The sequence below is a fragment of the Paenibacillus sp. P4_A9 genome (assembly GCF_056402415.1).
Genome location: NZ_JBFUHL010000037.1, coordinates 26,564 through 47,931, shown reverse-complemented (window position 1 = coordinate 47,931; position 21,368 = coordinate 26,564). Strand labels below are relative to the sequence as shown.

Genomic DNA, 21,368 nt, shown 5'->3' with positions numbered 1-21,368 from the left:
AGTCATTCTCCTTTCTCTTGTGCTTCAACTTGCATAAGTTCAACGAATTTGGCGATTGCAAAGCGCAATTTCCCATTAGTAACACGACCTGTTTCCCTAATGCTTGACGCTACTTCACTGCTAATCGTTTCTTGTAAATGAAGATGATTCAGGTTCTTCTTCTTCGGTTGATCGAATTTGCGATGATCGCCGTCGGCAAGCCAGACAAAGCGACTATCCACAATCCCAATCACGACCGCATATTCTCCGGGATCTCTACCGCGAAGCACCTTTACGATTTGACCCACTTGCGGAATCTTACTATCCACTCAGTTCACCTACGATCTAGGCAAAGTTAATATTTCATAACCAGCTGCCGTTATAGCAACCGTATGTTCGAAATGAGCACATAAGGTACGATCCGTAGTGACTACAGTCCAATCGTCTTCGAGTGTTTGGACAAATCTTTCGCCAACAACCACCATGGGTTCAATGGCTAGGACCATGCCTGGTTTGAGTCGAGGACCTTTGTCAGGTATACCATAGTTCGGAATTTGCGGTTCTTCATGAAGATCCGTTCCAATACCATGACCGACATACTCTATAACCACGGAGAAGCCTGCGTCTTCAATACAAGTTTGGATTGCATGCRACAACGTGTAGAGTCTAGCATCTGGTTTAGCTTCTGCAATGCCTCGATAGAGTGATTCTTCTGTTACTGTCAACAAACGCTGAGCAGTTTCAGAAATTTCACCGACAGGATATGTCCAAGCAGAATCTCCATGATAACCTTTATATTGAGCACCAATATCAATACTGATAATGTCACCCTCAACTAGCTTTCTTGGACCAGGAATACCATGAACTAATTCTTCGTTGACTGAAGCACAAATGCTCCCAGGAAAACCATTGTAACCTTTGAAAGATGGAATTGCTCCCTGACTGCGAATGAATTCCTCTGCGATCTGATCAAGTTCTTTCGTTGTAATGTTCGGACGAATCGCCCTTGCCAATAAGCGGTGCGTTTCGGCTACGATACGACCAGCTTCTCGCATTAGGTCTAGTTCAACCTCGGACTTACAAATGATCATTACGCTAGACCTCGTAGCAGTGAGCTAATTTGTTCGGTTACCGCATGAATGTCTTGTTCCCCGTTAACCTCACGCAATAATTCCCTCTTTTGGTAGTAATCCAGAAGCGGAGCCGTTTTATTGATGTATTCATCCAAACGTGTTCCGACTTTCTCTTCCRTATCATCAGATCGTTGGTACAACTCACCGGAACATTTATCGCATACGCCTTCTTGCTGAGGTGGGTTGAAGATGACATGATACGTAGAACCACAGGATTTACAGATTCTTCGGCCAGTTAGTCGTGCCAACAGATAACTACGATCAACAGCAAGATTGATTACGACTTCAATCTTCTTACCAAGTGAATCCACAATTTCAGATAATGCATCGGCTTGAGCTACCGTTCTAGGAAACCCATCGAGCAAAAATCCTTTATCGCAATCCGGCTGGGCAAGACGCTCTCTCACAATACCGTTCGTTATTTCGTCAGGAACAAGAAGTCCTTTATCTACATACCCTTTCGCTTCGATACCCATTGGAGTACCTTGGCTCATAGCTGCGCGAAATGCGTCGCCTGTTGAGATATGAGGAATCTGAAATTCAGAAACGATTTTCTCTGCTTGCGTACCTTTGCCTGCACCAGGAGGCCCCATAAATATTACGTTCACAATTAAAACCTCCCCATCGCACTCGGCATTACGAACAGCACAATAGGTGCCGATGTCGCAGAACTTGCCCCATCAGAACCTATTAGCTATTTATTGATAAATCCTTTGTAATGACGCTTAATCAATTGGCTCTCGATTTGCTTCATAGTCTCAAGACCAACGCCTACTACGATAAGTAAAGATGTACCACCTATCTTAACCGAACTAGGCAACCCGGCAAGTCCTCCAAACAACATTGGAAGAATAGAGATTGCTGAGAGAAACAAAGCTCCAGAAAGAGTAATTCTTGTCATTACGCGAGTCAGATAAGTCGATGTGGTCTTACCCGGTCTAATCCCAGGTATGTATCCACCATTTTTCTTCATCTGGTCAGCCATTTGAACTGGATTAATTTGTACGAACGTATAAAAGTAAGTGAACCCAATAATCAGCAGTACATAAAGTACAATCGCTAATGGTGCAGTTTGGTTAATACTCAAGTTATTGATAATCCATTCTGCAACTACATTCCCTCTCCAATAACTTGCAATGGTTGGAGGAAACATCAAAAGTGATAATGCAAAAATTACAGGGATAACACCAGCAGCATTCACTTTAAGAGGAATGTGCGTTGTTTGTCCACCATACATTTTACGGCCAACAACACGCTTGGCATATTGTACAGGTATCTTGCGAACACCTTGTTGTACAAATATAACCCCAGCAATAATCAGAACAACAACCACAGCAATAATGATCAACTTCACGATATTGAGGAATAAAGCTGCATCCGTCGTAAAGAGTGATTTGTATATTTGCTGAATACTTGTAGGAATCGCAGAAACGATCCCAGCAAAGATGATAATGGAAATACCGTTACCAATCCCATACTCCGTGATTTGCTCACCTAGCCACATCAAGAAAGCTGTACCAGCTGTCAACACGATAGCGATTAATGCGAAAGTTGTAAAGCCGGAATCAATGACTAGACCACTGTAAAGGCGGTTAAAACCAATTGATAATCCGAATGCTTGAATCAACCCTAGAACAATCGTACCGTAACGAGTCACCTGCGTCATTTTCTTTCTTCCGACATCTCCTTCTTTTGCCCATTGCGCGAAGCGCGGGATTACATCCATGGACAAAAGCTGAACAATGATCGAAGCCGTGATATAAGGCATAATTCCCATCGCGAAGATGGAGAATTGGAAGAGCGCACCGCCGGAGAACGTGTTAAGCAAACCAAAGACATCGCTCTGATTCGCTTGATCTTGAAGTTTCAGAACATCTGTATTAATGTTCGGGACCGGAATGAAGGCACCCAAACGGTAGACGATTAGCAAGATAAGCGTGAAGAGAATCCTTCTGCGTAAATCTTCTACTTTGAAGATGTTGGCTATGGTAGTGAACATTAAATCACCTCGGTTTGACCGCCGGCAGCTTGGATTTTCTCAATCGCTGATTGAGAGAACTTATTCGCTTTAACGGTTAATTTTACTGTGATTTCACCGTTTCCTAAAATCTTAATACCGTCTTTAGGAGCTTTTACAATACCAGTCTCCATCAATACTTCTGGAGTAACTTCGGTACCAGCTGCGAAATTGTTCAAATCTTCAAGATTAACGATCGCGTACTCCGTACGGAAACGGTTCGTGAATCCGCGTTTAGGTAAACGACGGTACAAAGGGTTTTGTCCACCCTCGAATCCAGGACGAACGCCTCCACCGGAACGTGCGTTTTGACCTTTATGTCCGCGAGTTGATGTTTTACCCATGCCGCTACTTGTACCACGGCCAACACGTTTACGAGTGTGACGAGAACCTGTAGCAGAACTTAGCTCATGTAACTTCATCGTTGCACACCTCCTCTAGATCTTAAATTCGTATTCTATGCTTCGATTTCTTTAACTTCTACCAAATGGCTTACTTGATTAACCATACCTCTGATTGCAGCATTATCTTGGTGAAGAACAGTTTGGTTAATTTTACGAAGACCAAGTGTTTTCACAGTAATGCGTTGCGTTTCAGGACGGCCGATCAAGCTGCGTTTTAGGGTAACCTGTAATTGTTTAGCCATGTTTACCCCTCCTAACCTAATAGCTCTTGAACAGATTTTCCGCGAAGCTTTGCAACTTCTTCCGCTTTTTTCAAGCGGCTTAAGCCTTCAAGCGTTGCGTTAACCATGTTCATGGAGTTCGATGAACCCAGGGATTTTGTCAAGATATCGCCTACACCAGCAAGTTCAAGTACTGCACGAACTGGTCCGCCTGCGATAACTCCTGTACCTTGGGATGCTGGTTTCAATAGAACGCGTCCTGCGCCAAATTTACCAGTAACAAGGTGAGGAATCGAAGTGCCTACGATAGGAACATGAATCAAGTTCTTTTTCGCATCTTCAATACCTTTACGGATTGCATCTGGAACTTCGGAAGCTTTACCGATTCCTGCACCAACCCAGCCGTTGCCATCGCCAACGACAACAAGTGCGCTGAAGCTGAAACGACGTCCGCCTTTTACTACTTTAGCTACGCGATTAATATTTACGACTTTTTCTGTTAGCTCTAAAGTATTAGGATCTACACGCAAGTCTTTTACCTCCTTATTAATGTATTCTAGAATTCAAGACCAGCTTCACGAGCTGCGTCAGCTAATGCTTGAACACGTCCATGATAAAGGTATCCACCGCGGTCAAAAACCACTTTGTCTAAACCTTTTTCTTTCGCACGTGCCGCGATTAATGCGCCAACTTTACGAGCAGCTTCAACGTTACCACCGTTACCAATTTCACTTTTCAGCTCTTTATCTTGAGTCGAAGCTGCAACGATTGTTACACCAGTTGTATCATCGATTAGTTGAGCATACATATGTTTGGATGAACGGAAAATGTTCAAACGTGGGCGAAGAGTTGTACCTTCAATTTTCTTACGAACACGAAGGTGTCTTTTCAGACGAGCTTTATTTTTATCGCTTTTAGTAATCATCTATACTTACACTCCTTTCATCATCTTATGATGCGAGGCTTATGCTTACGTAGCAAGTTTTCATTCGAAAACTCTTAGCTATTACCCGCGATCTTTCGATCTTATTTCTTCTTACCAGCTTTACCTTCTTTACGAAGAATGCGTTCGCCTTCATACTTGATACCTTTACCTTTATACGGTTCTGGTTCACGTACGGAACGAACTTTCGCTGCCATTGCGCCAACTAGTTCTTTATCAATACCTTTAACGATGATTTTCGTGTTCGTAGGAACATCGAACTCAATTCCGTTTTCAGGGTTGATTTCAACTGGATGGGAGTACCCAACGTTGAGAACCAATTTGTCACCGCTTTTGTTTGCACGGTAACCAACGCCTACTAGATCCAATGATTTCGTGAACCCTACCGTAACACCACTTACCATGTTGGCAACAACACTACGTGTTGTACCATGCAAGGAACGGTGGAGTTTATTATCGGAAGGACGCTCAACGGAAATCTCGTTTTCTAGAACGCTAACTTTCATATCTTTATGAAGTACACGGGACAAGGATCCTTTAGGACCATTAACCGTGATTTGAGTATTGTCTAGTGTTACATTTACACCACTTGGAATGGTGATTGGCTTACGACCAATACGAGACATGTTTGCACCTCCATTCAATTACAATTGTATTACCAAACGTAGCAGATAACCTCTCCGCCAGCTTTGGATTGACGAGCATCTTTATCCGTCATAACTCCTTGAGACGTGGAGATGATGGCAATCCCTAAACCGCCCAGAACACGAGGGACTTCTTGTGATTTTGTATAAACGCGTAGACCTGGTTTCGAAATTCTTTTCAAACCAGAGATAACACGCTCATTGTTTGAACCGTATTTCAGGAACAAACGAATGATACCTTGTTTGCTATCTTGAACGTACTCAGCATCACGGATAAATCCTTCTTTTTTAAGGATTTCAGCGATTTCCCTTTTCACTTTTGATGCAGGGATTTCAACTGTCTCATGACGTACGATGTTCGCATTACGAATGCGTGTTAGCATATCTGCAATTGGATCTGACATGACCATTTTGTGTAAACCTCCTTCCCGAAAATAGGGTGATTACCAGCTTGCTTTTTTCACGCCTGGAATCTGACCCAAGTGTGCTAATTCGCGGAAACAAATCCGACAAATTTTGAACTTGCGAAGCACTGAATGCGGACGTCCGCAGCGCTCACAACGTGTGTATGCTTGCACTTTAAACTTCGGGGTACGTTGCTGTTTGACTTTCATCGAAGTTTTTGCCACTTAATATAACACCTCCTGATAGGTACGACTGGTAACCTATTTTACGAAAGGCGCTCCGAGTTGTGTTAAAAGCTCGCGAGCTTCCTCGTCGGACTTAGCCGTCGTTACGATAACAATATCCATACCACGAACTTTATCGATTTTATCATACTCAATTTCAGGGAAAATGAGTTGTTCTTTCAAACCAAGCGTGTAGTTACCGCGACCATCAAATGCTTTGTTGGAAATACCGCGGAAGTCACGTACACGTGGAAGTGATACGTTAAATAGTTTATCCAAGAAGTGGTACATACGCTCACCACGAAGAGTTACTTTCGCGCCGATCGGCATGTTTTCACGAAGTTTGAAACCCGCGATTGCTTTTTTGGATTTTGTTACAACTGGTTTTTGACCAGAGATCTTTTGAAGATCTTCTACTGCAGTATCAAGTACTTTGGAGTTCGATACAGCCTCACCAACACCCATGTTGATAACGATTTTCTCGACTTTCGGCACTTGCATAACTGTTGAGTAGTTGAACTTTTGAATTAATGCAGGCGTAATTTCGTTCAAATAACGATCTTTCAATCTTACTGCCATGACTCAATTGCCTCCTTTCCATACATGTGTGTATTAGTCGATAACTTCGCCGGATTTTTTCGCAATGCGAACTTTCGTTCCGTTATCCAATACTTTGTATCCTACGCGAGTAGGTTTGCCGCTCTTAGGATCAATTAGCATCACGTTAGATACGTGGATTGCAGCTTCTTGATTCAAGATACCGCCTTGTGGGTTAAGTTGGGATGGTTTCGCATGTTTCTTAACCATGTTTACACCTTCAACAAGAACACGATTTTGACGAGGGTAAGCAGCGATAACGCGGCCTTTCTTACCTTTGTCTTTGCCCGTGATTACAAAAACAGTATCGTCTTTTTTCACGTGCAATTTATTGTTATGAGATTCTAGTCTCTTTTTAAGTCTTGGCATTAGCTTCTACACCTCCTGGGGTTCTCCGCTTTGGAAAACAACATCGTAACACGTCTTAGATAACTTCTGGAGCCAAGGATACGATCTTCATGAAGTCTCTATCGCGAAGTTCGCGAGCAACTGGTCCGAAGATACGAGTACCACGTGGGCTTTTATCTTCTTTCACGATAACAGCTGCATTCTCATCAAATGAGATATATGAACCGTCTTTACGGCGAGCTCCGCTCTTAGTACGAACGATAACTGCTTTAACAACGTCACCTTTTTTGACAACGCCACCTGGTGTTGCTTCTTTTACTGAACATACGATCAAATCACCAATGTGACCAACGCGACGACCAGTACCACCCAAAACGCGGATACACATTAATTGTTTCGCGCCAGAGTTGTCAGCGACAGCCAAACGAGTAAATGGTTGAATCATCGTATTCCCTCCTTTCGGGGTTCATATCTAGAATATTAGATAACAACTGCCACTTCAAGAATTTCAACCAGTCTCCAGCTTTTATCTTTGGACAACGGTCTAGTTTCACTGATTTTCACAGTGTCACCAATCTTAGCTTGGTTGTTTTCATCATGTGCTTTGAATTTCTTTGTAGATTTGATTCTTTTGTGGTAGAGTTCATGTTTTTTGTAAGTTTCAACAGCAACAACAATGGTTTTGTCCATTTTATCGCTGACAACTTTACCGATCAGAACTTTACGATCGTTACGTTCAGTCATCTAAGGAACACTCCCTTCTAGATTTGGTTACCCAATACCCAGTTCTCTTTCACGCAAAATAGTCTTGGCACGAGCGATCTCTTTACGCAAATCACGAATCTGAGTCGGGTTGTCCAATTGACCAGTAGCTAGTTGAAAACGGAGGTTAAAGAGTTCTTCTTTAAAACCATTAACTTTTTGCTCAATTTCAGCAGTGGTTAAGTTCCGGAATTCACTACCCTTCATTTGCTTCACCGCCTACTTCTTCTCTTTTCACGAACTTCGTTTTGATTGGAAGCTTGTGAGCTGCAAGACGCATTGCTTCACGAGCAACCTCTTCGCTTACACCTGCTAGTTCAAACAAAATTTTGCCCGGTTTTACTACAGCAACCCATTTTTCCACGCTACCTTTACCACTACCCATACGAACTTCAAGCGGCTTTTGTGTAACTGGTTTAGCTGGGAAAATTTTAATCCATACTTTACCGCCACGTTTGATGTAACGTGTCATGGCAATACGTGCTGCTTCGATTTGACGGTTGGAAACCCAAGCCGGTTCTACCGCTTGCAGACCATATTCGCCAAAAGCAACTTCCGTTCCGCCTTTAGCGCGACCTTTCATGTTACCGCGGTGTTCTTTACGGTGTTTTACACGTTTAGGTACTAACATGATTTAATTTCCTCCTTCCGGCTGAGCCTTTTTCTTAGCTGTCGGAAGCACTTCTCCACGATAAATCCATACTTTTACACCAATACGTCCATAAGTAGTGGCTGCTTCAGCCGTACCGTAGTCGATATCCGCACGAAGTGTATGAAGTGGAACAGTTCCTTCGCTATATCCTTCCGTACGAGCGATCTCAGCACCGCCAAGACGTCCGCTAGTTGCAACTTTGATACCTTTTGCTCCGGATCTCATTGTTCTTTGCATAGCTTGCTTCATAGCACGACGGAATGAAACACGACGTTCCAATTGAAGTGCAACAGCTTCAGCTACTAGGATAGCATCAAGATCTGGATGTTTGATTTCAGAAATGTTGATATGAACTTTTTTGTTCGACATAGCTGCGATGTAGTTACGAATAACTTCAACTTCAGCTCCGCCTTTACCAATAACCATTCCTGGTTTAGCAGTATGAATCGTTACGTTAACACGGTTAGCCGCGCGCTCGATATCGATATGGGAAACTGCAGAATCTTTAAGTTTATTCTTTAAGTATTCGCGGATTTTGACGTCTTCAAGCAGCAGAGTTCCGAAATCTTTTTCTGCGAACCATTTGGACTCCCAATCACGAATGACACCAATTCTAAAACCTATCGGGTGTACTTTCTGACCCACACGTTACCCCTCCTTATTTTTCAGATACCACGATTGTGATGTGGCTGGTACGTTTTTTGATCGCGCTAGCGCGGCCCATTGCACGTTGTTGGAATCTTTTCATTGTTGGTCCTTGATTTACGAAAGTCTCGGAAACAACAAGTTTGTTTGGATCTAATGAATAGTTATGCTCTGCATTGGCAATTGCGGAATTCAATAGTTTCTCCAGAATTGGAGAAGCTGCCTTCGGTGTATGACGCAAAATTGCGATCGCTTCACCTACCGCTTTTCCCCGAATCAAGTCAACAACTAGCTTTGCTTTACGAGGAGCAATCCGAGCGTGGTTCAATATTGCTTTAGCTTGCATGGTAGTACCTCCTCTCGGTTAAAAATGAATTAACGTTTTCCGGTTTTCTTATCGTCATCGTGACCTTTATACGTACGTGTTGGAGCAAATTCACCAAGCTTATGCCCAACCATATCTTCCGTTACATATACTGGCACGTGTTTTCTTCCGTCATATACTCCGAAAGTGTGACCAACGAATTGCGGGTAAATTGTAGAACGACGGGACCACGTTTTGACAACTAGTTTCTTGCCAGATGTGTTCAAGTCTTCTACTTTTTTCAGTAAGTGACCATCGATAAATGGACCCTTCTTTAAGCTGCGACCCATGGGTGTTCCTCCCTTCCTTGAACCTCAAGAGAATTCATATATCCTAGATTACTTCGTACGACGACGTACAATGTATTTATCGGATGCTTTACCTTTTTTGCGAGTTTTGAAACCAAGCGTCGGTTTACCCCATGGAGACATAGGTGATTTACGTCCGATTGGTGCGCGTCCTTCACCACCACCGTGTGGGTGATCATTCGGGTTCATAACAACCCCACGAACTTGAGGACGATTGCCCTTCCAACGATTACGTCCTGCTTTACCGATTTTCACAAGTTCGTGATCTTCGTTACCAACAGAACCGATTGTTGCGCGGCAAACTTTTAGAACTTTACGAACTTCACCGGATGAAAGGCGAATTGTTACGTATGATTCTTCTTTACCAAGCAATTGAGCTTCTGTACCAGCTGCGCGCACTAATTGTGCACCTTTACCAGGCTTCAACTCAATGTTGTGGATAACTGTACCAACTGGAATGTTTTCCAATGGAAGAGCGTTACCTACTTTGATATCTGCTTGTGGTCCAGAAACGATACGATCGTCCACTTTAAGACCTTTAGGAGCGATGATGTATTTTTTCTCGCCATCAGCATAATGGATCAATGCGATGTTCGCGGAACGGTTAGGATCGTACTCAACTGTAGCAACGCGTCCTGGTATTCCATCTTTAGTACGTTTGAAATCAATAATACGGTATTTACGCTTGTGTCCACCACCATGGTGACGAACCGTAATTTTACCTTGGTTGTTACGACCAGCATGCTTGAACAAAGGAGCAAGCAATGATTTCTCGGGTGTTGATGTTGTGATTTCTTCAAAAGTAGAAACCGACATCGCACGACGAGCTGGTGAGGTTGGTTTGTATTTTTTAATTGGCACTCTGTTTCCTCCTTACTTCAAGAAATGGGTTATACCGTTTCGAAGAATTCCAATTCTTTGCTTTCTGCGCTTAGGGACACGATAGCTTTCTTCCAGATGGAAGTGTAACCAGAGTGTTTGCCATAACGTTTAGGCTTAGCTGGCATTCTGAGTGTGTTTACATTTGTAACTTTCACTTTGAAGATTGCTTCGATAGCTTGTTTAATTTCTGTTTTGTTAGCGCGAAGATCCACTTCGAAAACATACTTTTTGTTAGCCATTAGGTCGCTTGTACGCTCAGTGATGATCGGGCGCTTGATAATGTCGCGTGGATTTTTCATTGTGCAAGCACCTCCTCAACTTTCTGTACAGCCTCTTGTGTTAAGATCAATTTGTCATAAAGCATGACATCAAGAACATTAACTCCATCAGCAGCAACAAATTTCACACCTGGGATATTTCGAGCTGACAAAGCAACATTGGAGTCGTTAGGAACGCCTACAACTAGTACTTTTGTGTCTACTTTCAGGTTGTTCAGAATCGCTACGAAATCTTTCGTTTTCGGCGCATTCATTTGTAGTTGATCCAGAACGATCAAGTTGTTATCGATAAGTTTCGAGGACAAAGCGGATTTGATCGCTAAGCGACGAACTTTTCTTGGTAATTTGAAACCATAGCTACGAGGAGTTGGTCCGAATACGGTACCGCCGCCTTTCCACTGTGGAGCACGAATACTACCTTGACGAGCACGACCTGTACCTTTTTGTTTCCATGGTTTGCGACCACCGCCGCGAACTTCCGAACGACCTTTTGTTTTGTGAGTTCCTTGACGCACAGCTGCTTGTTGCAAAAGAACAGCTTCGTGAATCGCATGAACGTGAGGTTCAATTCCGAAAACAACGTCAGACAGTTCAACTTCTCCTACCTGAGCACCTGTTACATTATATAAAGCTACTTTTGGCATCTGTCTTCCTCCTTTCTTACTTTTTCACAGCAGACTTCACGCTAACGTAGCTGTTTTTAGGACCCGGAATGGAACCTTTAACTAGCAATACATTACGCTCAGCATCTACTTTAATAATTTGAAGATTTTGAAGTGTTACTGTTTCGTTACCCATATGTCCTGGCAATTTCTTACCTTTAGGAACGCGGTTTGCTTGAATGGAACCCATCGAACCAGGTCCGCGGTGATAACGTGATCCGTGTGCCATTGGCCCAGTGGATTGGTTATGTCTTTTGATGTTACCTTGGAACCCTTTACCTTTGGAAGTACCCGTTACATCAACGAATTCGCCCTCTGTAAACAGATCTGCTTTCAGCTCTTGACCAACTTCATAGTCACCCAACTGAATGCCACGAATTTCTTTAACGTAGCGCTTAGGAGTTGCCCCTGCTTTTTTCGCATGGCCAAGCTCTGGTTTAATGATACGGCTAGCTTTTACATCATCATAACCGATTTGGATCGACTCATAACCATCGTTATCCACATCTTTCTTTTGCAGTACCACACATGGTCCTGCTTGAATGACAGTTACCGGAACAACATTACCCTCCGGAGTAAACAACTGTGTCATCCCAAGTTTTTTCCCTAAGATACCTTTCATCGTTGACACCTCATTTCCTTCCATTGTTAACTCTATAGTTTTTTACAGTTTGATCTCGATGTCAACGCCAGACGGTAAGTCCAGACGCATCAAAGCATCAACTGTTTGTGGTGTTGGATTCACAATATCGATTAGACGCTTATGCGTACGCATCTCGAATTGCTCACGCGAATCCTTGTACTTGTGCACCGCACGAAGAATCGTGATGATTTGCTTCTCTGTCGGAAGCGGAATCGGACCGGATACACCTGCACCGGAACGCTTGGCAGTTTCCACGATTTTCTCAGCTGATTGATCAATAATTCTGTGATCATACGCCTTCAAACGGATACGAATTTTTTGCTTTGCCATTTAAAAGTCCCTCCTTCTATCGCCCAATTTATTATCGGACATACTCCGCGAAAATTCTCCAACAGCCATCCCCATGGCAAAGGGGCCTGGTGTGTCGGCAACCTTTCGCATCATCGCAACGTCACAGACCAACGCTTTATATTATATAAAATTCTAAAACGAAAAGCAAGTGAAATATTAGGCATTTGCACATAATTATTTGTACGTGATTTTCTCTTCTATATAACTAACGCTCGACTGTCGTTTCCTCAATCCGTTTCTACATTATAATAAAAGATTATTATTAAAACCACTGCATTCTGTTTCCAGTCATCCAACTGATTAACATACGTAATAGCCGCGTATAACAATTAAATCAAAAAAACATCCATCGTTTAACCGATGGATGTTTCTATCTCTCAAAGAGAAATTATTTTTGAATTGTAGCAACCGCGCCCGCACCAACTGTACGTCCGCCTTCACGAATCGCGAAGCGTGTTCCTTCTTCGATTGCGATTGGGTTGATAAGTTCAACTGTAACTGTGATGTTATCACCTGGCATAACCATCTCAGTACCTTCTGGAAGAGAGATGATACCCGTTACGTCAGTTGTACGGAAGTAGAACTGTGGACGGTAACCAGTGAAGAAAGGCTTATGACGGCCACCCTCTTCTTTAGTTAGAACGTAGATTTGTGCAGTGAAGTTCGTGTGTGGCTTAACTGAACCCGGTTTCGCAAGAACTTGTCCACGCTCGATATCTTTACGATCAACACCACGAAGCAATGCTCCGATGTTGTCGCCAGCTTGAGCGGAATCAAGCAATTTACGGAACATCTCTACACCAGTTACGATGCATTTACGAGTTTCTTCAGCGATACCAACGATTTCAACTTCTTCTTGTACTTTAACAGTACCACGCTCAACACGACCAGTTGCAACTGTTCCACGACCAGTGATTGAGAATACATCCTCAACTGGCATAAGGAAAGGTTTGTCTGTTTGACGCTCAGGAGTTGGGATGTAAGTATCAACTTGCTCGAACAACTCGATGATTTTGTCAGCCCAAGGACCTTCTGGGTTAGCAAGAGCTTCACGAGCTGCACCGCGGATGATTGGAGTATCATCGCCTGGGAACTCATATTCGTTAAGAAGGTCGCGAACTTCCATCTCAACCAATTCAAGCAATTCTTCGTCTTCAACCATGTCACATTTGTTAAGGAATACCACGATGTATGGTACGCCTACTTGACGGGAAAGAAGAATGTGCTCACGCGTTTGTGGCATAGGGCCATCAGCTGCGGATACTACTAGGATAGCGCCGTCCATTTGAGCAGCACCTGTGATCATGTTTTTAACATAGTCAGCATGTCCTGGGCAATCTACGTGTGCGTAGTGACGGTTAGGAGTTTCGTACTCAACGTGAGCTGTGGAGATTGTGATACCGCGCTCGCGCTCTTCTGGTGCTTTATCGATTTGGTCGAATGCTACTGCAGCTCCACCGTATCTTTTGGACAGTACAGTTGTGATTGCAGCTGTCAAAGTTGTTTTACCATGATCGACGTGACCAATAGTTCCGATGTTAACATGCGGTTTGTTACGTTCAAATTTAGCCTTTGCCATTTTAAACGATTCCTCCTTAGAGTGACTAGTATTTTTATATTAAGCGCCTTTGCCTTTTGCAATAATTTCTTCTGCAATTGACTTAGGAACTTCTTCATAATGTGAAAGTTCCATGGAGTAAACACCACGGCCTTGTGTTCTTGAACGAAGTGTTGTGGAATATCCAAACATTTCGGACAAAGGCACCTTAGCACGGATGACTTGCGCTCCATGACGGCTATCCATACCTTCAATGCGTCCACGACGTGAGTTAAGGTCACCCATAACATCGCCCATGTACTCTTCTGGTACAGTAACTTCTACCTTCATGATTGGCTCAAGAAGAACCGGTTTACATTTTTCTTTCGCTGCTTTAAGTGCCATGGAACCCGCGATTTTGAACGCCATTTCATTGGAGTCAACATCGTGGTAAGATCCATCAACAACTGTAGCTTTGATATCCACAAGTGGGAATCCTGCGATTACACCATTCTTCATGGACTCTTCGATACCAGCTTGAATAGGTGCGATGTATTCTCTTGGAATTGATCCGCCCACAACTTTGTTTTCGAAGATAAAGCCTACGCCAGCTTCTTGCGGTTCGAACTCAACCCAACAATGTCCGTATTGACCACGACCACCGGATTGACGAACGAATTTACCTTCAACTTTCGCAGAAGCGCGGAAAGTTTCACGGTAAGCAACTTGCGGTTTACCAACATTGGTTTCTACTTTGAACTCACGAAGCATACGGTCAACGAGGATCTCAAGGTGAAGCTCACCCATACCTGCAATGATCGTTTGTCCAGTTTCTTCGTCTGTGGAAGCACGGAAAGTTGGATCCTCTTCAGCAAGTTTTTGCAATGCGATACCCATTTTATCTTGATCGGCTTTCGTTTTCGGTTCAACAGCAAGCTGGATAACCGGTTCAGGGAAGACCATTCTTTCAAGGATAACAGGGTTTTTCTCATCACAAAGTGTATCACCAGTTGTTGTATCTTTCAATCCAACAGCCGCGGCAATATCACCTGCATATACAATGCTGATCTCTTGACGTGCGTTCGCATGCATTTGAAGAATACGACCAACACGTTCACGTTTTCCTTTTGTCGCGTTAGAGACATAAGAACCGGAGTTCAAGGTACCAGAGTAAACGCGGAAGAAAGTAAGACGACCAACGAAAGGATCTGTCATGATTTTGAATGCAAGCGCTGAGAAAGGTTGATCATCAGCAGACTTACGAACCACTTCAGTACCATCGTCAAGTACACCTTTAATATCAGGTACATCAAGTGGTGATGGCAAGTAATTAATTACTGCATCCAACATCAATTGAACACCTTTGTTTCTGTAAGAAGACCCTACGATAACTGGGAAGATTTTCACTTCGCAGACACCTTTACGTAGAGCTGCTTTAATCTCGTCAACAGTGATTTCTTCGCCTTCGAGATATTTCATTGTAAGCTCTTCATCAAGCTCAGCAACTTTCTCGATTAGTTCCAAACGAAGTTCTGCAACTTGATCAGTGAACTCAGCAGGAATTTCGATTTTCTCGATATCCTTACCAAGATCATCTTTGTACATATAAGCAACTTGATCAACCAAATCGATGATACCTTTAAATTCATTCTCAGCACCGATTGGAAGTTGAATAGCTACTGCATTTGCACCCAGTTTTTGACGCATGGACTCAACAACTTGCAGGAAGTCTGCACCGATGATATCCATTTTGTTTACGTAAGCAATACGTGGAACGTTGTATTTATCAGCTTGTCTCCAAACTGTTTCCGATTGAGGTTCAACGCCCTCTTTCGCACTAAATACACCAACTGCTCCATCTAACACACGAAGGGAACGCTCTACCTCAACGGTAAAGTCAACGTGCCCTGGGGTATCAATAATATTGATGCGGTGACCTTCCCATTGCGCAGTTGTAGCGGCGGAAGTAATCGTGATTCCGCGCTCTTGCTCCTGCTCCATCCAGTCCATCGTAGCTGCACCTTCGTGCACTTCTCCGATTTTGTGAACTTTACCAGTGTAGTACAAAATACGCTCTGTTGTAGTCGTTTTACCAGCATCGATATGAGCCATGATCCCGATATTACGTGTGTTTTTTAAGGAGAACTCTCTAGCCATAAGTCGTTATGTCTCCTTTCTGTTAATTATATTAGAATTCTACCAACGGTAGTGAGCGAAAGCTTTGTTAGCTTCAGCCATTTTGTGTGTATCTTCACGTTTCTTAACGGAAGAACCAGTGCTATTGCTAGCATCGATAATTTCATAAGCCAATCTTTCTTCCATCGTCTTCTCACCGCGAAGACGGGAATAGTTAACCAACCAACGCAAACCTAATGTCGAACGACGGTCAGGTCTAACTTCGATAGGCACTTGATAGTTTGCTCCACCAACACGGCGAGCTTTAACTTCTAGTACTGGCATAATGTTTTTGATAGCAGCTTCAAACACTTCCATCGGCTCTTTACCTGTACGATCTTTCACGAGGTTAAAAGCGTTGTATAGAATCGTTTGTGCTACCCCTCTTTTTCCATCAACCATAATACGATTGATAAGACGAGTAACTAGTTTGCTATTATAAATTGGATCTGGCAATACGTCTCTGCGAGTAACTGGACCTTTACGAGGCATAGTTATCCCCCTTTCTTATAAGAATCATTCCTGATTATTATCTCTTATTTTTTAACTTTCGGACGTTTCGTACCGTATTTGGAACGGGATTGCTTACGGTTGTTAACACCGGAAGTATCTAATGCTCCACGCACGATGTGATAACGTACCCCTGGAAGATCTTTAATTCTACCACCACGGATCAATACAACGCTATGTTCTTGCAGGTTGTGACCGATACCTGGGATGTAAGCTGTCACCTCTACGCGGTTCGTCAAACGAACACGTGCATATTTACGAAGTGCGGAGTTAGGCTTCTTAGGAGTCATAGTACCTACACGCGTGCAGACACCACGTTTTTGAGGAGCACTCAAATCCGTTGCTTCTCTTTTCAAAGCGTTAAAACCTTTTTGTAAAGCTGGTGATTTGGACTTATCCACCTTCGCTTGACGACCTTTACGTACTAGTTGGTTAATTGTTGGCATATCGCCACCTCCTCCCTACATTCATAACATGATGTGCTTCTTGCAAGCCCACAGATCCAGGCGAGTCATAAATGAGCAAAGAGAAAGTCCTTGTTCTGGATAGCTATCAAAGTCACTAGTACTTAAGCTAGCTTGTTCCACCAACAAAAACGTCTTTAGCACTTATTCATTTACAACAGCTGCTACCGCAGCTCCAACTTCAATTCCACATGCTTTACCTAGCATCTTCATAGAATCTACGTAGGTTACAGGCACACCCTTCTGCGTACAGAGAGCTACCAGATTTATCGTCAATCGCGGATCTGCATCTTTAGAAACAAAAACTTCTATCGCCTTACCTTGCTCGACTGTTTTTGTAACCTTCTTCGTGCCAATACATCTATTCTTCGCCTGTTTGACTATTTCATAAGACATAAGGCACCCCCTTCAAAGAAAGGAAAGAATATCGACTTAGGCACACTTCGATATATTATCATTTTGCCAAGCTAGTGTCAAGGGTTAGTTTAAGTATTTCTAGTAGTACAATGAGCATTTTAAAATAAAAAAGAGATAACCACCCCAAATTAAGTGGCTATCTCTCATCTTTATTTATAGTTACTCAACAGCAACTGTTTCTTTTTCCAAATCTTCATCATGAACGACAACTTCGTTAGGGTTTGTAATTCGAATGTTACGATATCTTGGCATACCAGTTCCCGCAGGGATTAGTTTTCCGATGATAACATTCTCTTTCAGACCCAACAATTGGTCGACTTTCCCTTTAATCGCTGCATCTGTCAAGACACGAGTTGTCTCTTGGAAAGATGCTGCGGACAAGAAGGAATCCGTTTCAAGTGAAGCTTTTGTGATACCCAACAAGATTGGGCGAGCAACTGCAGGCTCGTTACCAGCGAACAAAGCAACTTTATTTGCTGCTTCGTACTCATGAATATCAACAAATGAACCAGGAAGAAGCGTTGTATCGCCCGCGTCTACGATGCGGATTTTACGTAGCATTTGACGAACCATAACTTCAATATGTTTATCGTTAATTTCTACCCCTTGGTTACGATAAACGCGTTGCACCTCTTGAAGAATATAGTTCTGAACGCCACGGATACCTTTGATGCGAAGCATTTCTTTCGGATCGATAGATCCGTCCGTCAACTCGTCACCAGCTTCAACTTGTTGATTCAACGATACACGTACACGAGATCCGTAAGGAACTGCGTATACCTTGGATTCCGCTTCACCTTGAACTTCGATTTCACGACGATCCTTAGCTTCACGAATTTCCTTAACGACACCGTCGATTTCGGAAATAATCGCTTGACCTTTCGGATTACGTGCTTCAAAGAGCTCTTGAATACGCGGCAAACCTTGTGTAATATCGTCTCCGGCAACACCACCGGTATGGAATGTACGCATCGTCAACTGTGTTCCTGGCTCACCAATGGATTGCGCGGCAATAATACCAACTGCCTCACCAACCTCAACGAATTGACCAGTAGCCAAGTTACGACCGTAACATTTCTTACAAACACCATGATTGGTACGACAGCTAAGTACAGAACGAATTTGAAGCTTCTCAATCCCTGCTTCAATAATTTTATCTGCAATACCTGATTCGATAAGCTCGTTACGCTGAACAATAACTTCGCCTGTTTGTGGATTACGAAGAGTTTCATAAGCATAGCGTCCTTCAATACGATCGTAAAGATCCTCAATAACCTCTTTACCATCTTGAATTTTGCTAACCATAAAGCCTTTATCTGTTCCACAATCGTCTTCACGAACGATAACATCCTGTGCTACGTCTACAAGACGACGAGTCAAGTAACCGGAATCCGCTGTACGAAGTGCTGTATCGGCAAGACCTTTACGCGCTCCGTGCGTGGAAATAAAGTATTCCAAGATTGTCAGACCTTCACGGAAGTTCGATTTAATCGGCAACTCCATAATTTTACCGGATGGATTCGCCATCAAACCACGCATACCGCCAAGCTGTGTAATCTGTGACTTGTTACCCCGTGCTTTGGATTCAACCATCATGGAGATGGAGTTGTACTTATCTAGGGATTTCATCAAGATTTCTGTGATTTCATCCTTCGCTTTACTCCAAATCGCAATAACGCGGTCATAACGCTCTTCATCCGTAATCAAACCGCGACGGTATTGGTTCGTAACTACGCGTACTTTCTCTTCACATTCCTTCAGGATTGCTACTTTTTCAGTTGGAACAACAACGTCAGAGACAGCTACGGTAATACCCGCTTTGGTGGAATACGTAAATCCAAGCTCTTTAATTCTATCAAGAATCATGGACGTTTGCGTCGTGTGGTACTTACGGAAACACTCAGCAATAATCGATCCAAGATACTCTTTACCTACCGCTTTGTTCTCATCACGTTCCAACATGATAGCTCTTAGATCTGCACCTTTTTCAAATACAAAGTGCGCATCCGGAATACCATTCAATAGGTTCGTTTTGGTCGGTTCATTAATGAATGGGAAATCAGCAGGATAGATTTCGTTCATGATAATTTTACCGATTGTTGTGATCAGCATCGCGTTTTGTTGTTTTTCAGTGAAGCTTGTTTTGTTCAACGCTTTAGCAGGAATCGCTACGCGCGCATGCAGTGCCATTTTACCCGATTGGTAGGAAGAAACTGCTTCGTGTACAGTTCTAATAATGGAACCTGCACCTTTAGCAAATTTATTATCCGTTGTTAAGTAGAAACTTCCCAGAACCATATCCTGTGAAGGTGTAACAACCGGCTTACCGTCTTTCGGATTCAAAATGTTACCTGATGCCAGCATGAGCAAACGAGCTTCTGCTTGTGCTTCTGAGGATAATGGTACGTGAACGGCCATTTGGTCACCGTCGAAGTCAGCATTGTAAGCTGTACATACGAGTGGATGAAGTTTAATAGCGCGGCCTTCTACCAGAATCGGTTCAAAAGCTTGAATACCCAATCTATGCAACGTCGGTGCACGGTTCAGAAGAACCGGGTGCTCCTTGATTACTTCTTCTAGTACATCCCAAACATCTGGACTTACGCGCTCAACTTTACGTTTCGCACTCTTGATGTTATGAGCCAAACCTTTATTCACAAGCTCTTTCATAACGAAAGGCTTGAACAATTCAAGCGCCATTTCCTTCGGGAGACCACATTGGTACATCTTCAGGTTAGGTCCTACTACGATAACGGAACGACCAGAGTAGTCAACACGTTTACCGAGCAAGTTCTGACGGAAACGTCCTTGTTTACCTTTCAGCATATGGCTGAGGGATTTCAATGGACGGTTACCAGGACCTGTTACTGGACGGCCGCGACGACCGTTATCGATCAATGCATCAACCGCTTCTTGAAGCATCCGTTTTTCATTTTGAACAATGATATCCGGCGCGCCTAGGTCGAGCAATCTCTTAAGACGGTTGTTACGGTTGATAACACGGCGGTAGAGGTCATTCAAATCGGATGTCGCAAAACGACCACCATCAAGCTGTACCATTGGGCGAAGCTCAGGAGGGATAACCGGAAGTACATCCAGTACCATCCAACCAGGCAAGTTCTTCGAGTTACGGAATGCTTCCATAACTTCTAGACGCTTAATTGCACGGTTACGACGTTGACCTTGCGCTGTTTTGAGTTCTTCTTTGAGTGTTTCTACTTCGCGTTCGATATCAATATCGATTAGAAGCTTTTTGACAGCTTCCGCACCCATTCCTGCTTGGAAAGCATAGCCGTATTTCTCGCGATAGCTACGGTATTCTTTCTCAGATAATAGTTGCTTCTTCTCAAGTGGAGTATCACCTGGATCCGTTACTACGTAGGATGCAAAATAGATAATTTCCTCCAAAGATCTTGGAGACATATCTAACGCAAGACCCATACGGCTAGGAATCCCTTTGAAGTACCAAATGTGTGAAACAGGAGCAGCAAGTTCAATGTGCCCCATGCGTTCACGACGTACTTTTTGACGGGTTACTTCAACGCCACAACGGTCACAAACAACGCCTTTATAGCGAACACGTTTGTATTTACCGCAATGACATTCCCAATCTTTCGTAGGTCCGAAGATCTTTTCACAGAAAAGACCTTCTTTCTCAGGTTTTAAGGTTCTGTAGTTAATCGTTTCCGGCTTCTTTACTTCCCCACGGGACCAAGAGCGAATTTTATCGGGTGATGCCAAGCCGATTTTCATAAACTCGAAGTTGTTAACGTCCATCAAGGAGCAACCCTCCTTTAAGAAAT

Annotated in this window: 31 protein-coding genes; all 31 read right to left on the bottom strand. The window is 43.2% G+C overall.

Annotated elements, in window-relative coordinates; translation table 11 throughout:
- Positions 1-2: 2 nt before the first annotated feature.
- The 31 genes from AC1DVJ_RS21035 to rpoC all read right to left on the bottom strand — a co-directional run bounded on the left by AC1DVJ_RS21035 (position 3) and on the right by rpoC (position 21,345).
- Positions 3-308, bottom strand: a complete 306-nt coding sequence (locus tag AC1DVJ_RS21035; protein ID WP_477593141.1) for a hypothetical protein — start codon at positions 306-308, stop codon at positions 3-5.
- 9 nt (positions 309-317) lie between these two features.
- Entirely contained in the window at positions 318-1,070 is a 753-nt protein-coding gene (gene map, locus AC1DVJ_RS21030) for a type I methionyl aminopeptidase (protein WP_477593140.1), read from the bottom strand.
- A complete protein-coding gene (locus tag AC1DVJ_RS21025) occupies positions 1,070-1,720 on the bottom strand; it encodes an adenylate kinase (protein ID WP_477593139.1) in 651 nt (216 codons plus the stop codon). Before AC1DVJ_RS21025 ends, map begins: the two co-directional genes overlap by 1 nt.
- 86 nt (positions 1,721-1,806) lie before the next feature.
- Complete coding sequence (gene secY / locus AC1DVJ_RS21020) at positions 1,807-3,111, bottom strand: preprotein translocase subunit SecY (RefSeq protein ID WP_477593138.1); 1,305 nt, start codon at positions 3,109-3,111, stop codon at positions 1,807-1,809.
- Positions 3,111-3,551 carry a 50S ribosomal protein L15 gene (gene rplO / locus AC1DVJ_RS21015; RefSeq protein ID WP_047683177.1) on the bottom strand — a complete coding sequence of 147 codons (441 nt, stop codon included), beginning with the start codon at positions 3,549-3,551 and terminating at the stop codon, positions 3,111-3,113. The genes secY and rplO overlap by 1 nt, the downstream gene beginning before the upstream one ends.
- Positions 3,552-3,586: 35 nt before the next feature.
- Entirely contained in the window at positions 3,587-3,775 is a 189-nt protein-coding gene (gene rpmD / locus AC1DVJ_RS21010) for a 50S ribosomal protein L30 (protein ID WP_056618272.1), read from the bottom strand.
- Positions 3,776-3,786: 11 nt separating this feature from the next.
- Positions 3,787-4,284 (bottom strand): 30S ribosomal protein S5, encoded by a 498-nt coding sequence (gene rpsE / locus AC1DVJ_RS21005; RefSeq protein WP_028557478.1) that lies wholly within the window; start codon positions 4,282-4,284, stop codon positions 3,787-3,789.
- A gap of 26 nt (positions 4,285-4,310) precedes the next feature.
- Positions 4,311-4,679 carry a 50S ribosomal protein L18 gene (gene rplR / locus AC1DVJ_RS21000; RefSeq protein WP_056618280.1) on the bottom strand — a complete coding sequence of 123 codons (369 nt, stop codon included), beginning with the start codon at positions 4,677-4,679 and terminating at the stop codon, positions 4,311-4,313.
- Between the two features lie 101 nt (positions 4,680-4,780).
- Positions 4,781-5,323, bottom strand: a complete 543-nt coding sequence (gene rplF / locus AC1DVJ_RS20995; RefSeq protein WP_477593137.1) for a 50S ribosomal protein L6 — start codon at positions 5,321-5,323, stop codon at positions 4,781-4,783.
- A gap of 29 nt (positions 5,324-5,352) precedes the next feature.
- Positions 5,353-5,751 carry a 30S ribosomal protein S8 gene (rpsH, locus tag AC1DVJ_RS20990; RefSeq protein ID WP_028557481.1) on the bottom strand — a complete coding sequence of 133 codons (399 nt, stop codon included), beginning with the start codon at positions 5,749-5,751 and terminating at the stop codon, positions 5,353-5,355.
- Between the two features lie 33 nt (positions 5,752-5,784).
- The gene (locus AC1DVJ_RS20985) at positions 5,785-5,970 is read right to left on the bottom strand and encodes a type Z 30S ribosomal protein S14 (protein ID WP_028557482.1); all 186 of its coding nucleotides are present in this window, start codon (positions 5,968-5,970) and stop codon (positions 5,785-5,787) included.
- A 36-nt stretch (positions 5,971-6,006) separates the two neighbouring features.
- Positions 6,007-6,549: a 50S ribosomal protein L5 gene (rplE, locus tag AC1DVJ_RS20980; RefSeq protein WP_477593136.1), complete on the bottom strand. Its 543-nt coding sequence runs from the start codon at positions 6,547-6,549 to the stop codon at positions 6,007-6,009.
- 33 nt (positions 6,550-6,582) lie between these two features.
- Positions 6,583-6,936 (bottom strand): 50S ribosomal protein L24, encoded by a 354-nt coding sequence (gene rplX / locus AC1DVJ_RS20975; RefSeq protein WP_081787661.1) that lies wholly within the window; start codon positions 6,934-6,936, stop codon positions 6,583-6,585.
- A gap of 55 nt (positions 6,937-6,991) precedes the next feature.
- Entirely contained in the window at positions 6,992-7,360 is a 369-nt protein-coding gene (gene rplN / locus AC1DVJ_RS20970) for a 50S ribosomal protein L14 (protein ID WP_028557485.1), read from the bottom strand.
- Positions 7,361-7,395: 35 nt separating this feature from the next.
- Complete coding sequence (rpsQ, locus tag AC1DVJ_RS20965; protein ID WP_028557486.1) at positions 7,396-7,659, bottom strand: 30S ribosomal protein S17; 264 nt, start codon at positions 7,657-7,659, stop codon at positions 7,396-7,398.
- Between the two features lie 27 nt (positions 7,660-7,686).
- Complete coding sequence (gene rpmC / locus AC1DVJ_RS20960) at positions 7,687-7,884, bottom strand: 50S ribosomal protein L29 (protein ID WP_028557487.1); 198 nt, start codon at positions 7,882-7,884, stop codon at positions 7,687-7,689.
- Complete coding sequence (rplP, locus tag AC1DVJ_RS20955) at positions 7,874-8,308, bottom strand: 50S ribosomal protein L16 (protein ID WP_028557488.1); 435 nt, start codon at positions 8,306-8,308, stop codon at positions 7,874-7,876. Before rplP ends, rpmC begins: the two co-directional genes overlap by 11 nt.
- Before the next feature lie 3 nt (positions 8,309-8,311).
- Positions 8,312-8,974 carry a 30S ribosomal protein S3 gene (gene rpsC / locus AC1DVJ_RS20950; protein ID WP_028557489.1) on the bottom strand — a complete coding sequence of 221 codons (663 nt, stop codon included), beginning with the start codon at positions 8,972-8,974 and terminating at the stop codon, positions 8,312-8,314.
- A 13-nt stretch (positions 8,975-8,987) separates the two neighbouring features.
- Entirely contained in the window at positions 8,988-9,320 is a 333-nt protein-coding gene (rplV, locus tag AC1DVJ_RS20945; protein WP_028557490.1) for a 50S ribosomal protein L22, read from the bottom strand.
- A gap of 29 nt (positions 9,321-9,349) precedes the next feature.
- The gene (gene rpsS, locus AC1DVJ_RS20940) at positions 9,350-9,628 is read right to left on the bottom strand and encodes a 30S ribosomal protein S19 (protein ID WP_028557491.1); all 279 of its coding nucleotides are present in this window, start codon (positions 9,626-9,628) and stop codon (positions 9,350-9,352) included.
- 48 nt (positions 9,629-9,676) lie between these two features.
- On the bottom strand, positions 9,677-10,507 hold the full coding sequence (rplB, locus tag AC1DVJ_RS20935; protein ID WP_056618285.1) for a 50S ribosomal protein L2: 831 nt from the start codon (positions 10,505-10,507) through the stop codon (positions 9,677-9,679).
- Between the two features lie 29 nt (positions 10,508-10,536).
- Entirely contained in the window at positions 10,537-10,827 is a 291-nt protein-coding gene (rplW, locus tag AC1DVJ_RS20930; protein ID WP_056618288.1) for a 50S ribosomal protein L23, read from the bottom strand.
- Positions 10,824-11,450 carry a 50S ribosomal protein L4 gene (gene rplD, locus AC1DVJ_RS20925; protein ID WP_477593135.1) on the bottom strand — a complete coding sequence of 209 codons (627 nt, stop codon included), beginning with the start codon at positions 11,448-11,450 and terminating at the stop codon, positions 10,824-10,826. Before rplD ends, rplW begins: the two co-directional genes overlap by 4 nt.
- Positions 11,451-11,466: 16 nt before the next feature.
- Entirely contained in the window at positions 11,467-12,090 is a 624-nt protein-coding gene (gene rplC, locus AC1DVJ_RS20920; RefSeq protein ID WP_477593134.1) for a 50S ribosomal protein L3, read from the bottom strand.
- A 42-nt stretch (positions 12,091-12,132) separates the two neighbouring features.
- Positions 12,133-12,441, bottom strand: a complete 309-nt coding sequence (gene rpsJ, locus AC1DVJ_RS20915) for a 30S ribosomal protein S10 (protein WP_028557496.1) — start codon at positions 12,439-12,441, stop codon at positions 12,133-12,135.
- A 409-nt stretch (positions 12,442-12,850) separates the two neighbouring features.
- Positions 12,851-14,041 carry an elongation factor Tu gene (gene tuf / locus AC1DVJ_RS20910; RefSeq protein ID WP_047683193.1) on the bottom strand — a complete coding sequence of 397 codons (1,191 nt, stop codon included), beginning with the start codon at positions 14,039-14,041 and terminating at the stop codon, positions 12,851-12,853.
- A 39-nt stretch (positions 14,042-14,080) separates the two neighbouring features.
- On the bottom strand, positions 14,081-16,156 hold the full coding sequence (fusA, locus tag AC1DVJ_RS20905; protein ID WP_477593133.1) for an elongation factor G: 2,076 nt from the start codon (positions 16,154-16,156) through the stop codon (positions 14,081-14,083).
- Between the two features lie 39 nt (positions 16,157-16,195).
- Positions 16,196-16,666: a 30S ribosomal protein S7 gene (gene rpsG, locus AC1DVJ_RS20900; protein WP_028557499.1), complete on the bottom strand. Its 471-nt coding sequence runs from the start codon at positions 16,664-16,666 to the stop codon at positions 16,196-16,198.
- A 44-nt stretch (positions 16,667-16,710) separates the two neighbouring features.
- A complete protein-coding gene (gene rpsL, locus AC1DVJ_RS20895; protein ID WP_028557500.1) occupies positions 16,711-17,130 on the bottom strand; it encodes a 30S ribosomal protein S12 in 420 nt (139 codons plus the stop codon).
- 162 nt (positions 17,131-17,292) lie between these two features.
- Positions 17,293-17,544 carry a ribosomal L7Ae/L30e/S12e/Gadd45 family protein gene (locus tag AC1DVJ_RS20890; protein WP_477593132.1) on the bottom strand — a complete coding sequence of 84 codons (252 nt, stop codon included), beginning with the start codon at positions 17,542-17,544 and terminating at the stop codon, positions 17,293-17,295.
- A 180-nt stretch (positions 17,545-17,724) separates the two neighbouring features.
- Positions 17,725-21,345 carry a DNA-directed RNA polymerase subunit beta' gene (rpoC, locus tag AC1DVJ_RS20885; protein WP_477593131.1) on the bottom strand — a complete coding sequence of 1,207 codons (3,621 nt, stop codon included), beginning with the start codon at positions 21,343-21,345 and terminating at the stop codon, positions 17,725-17,727.
- Between the last annotated feature and the right edge of the window lie 23 nt (positions 21,346-21,368).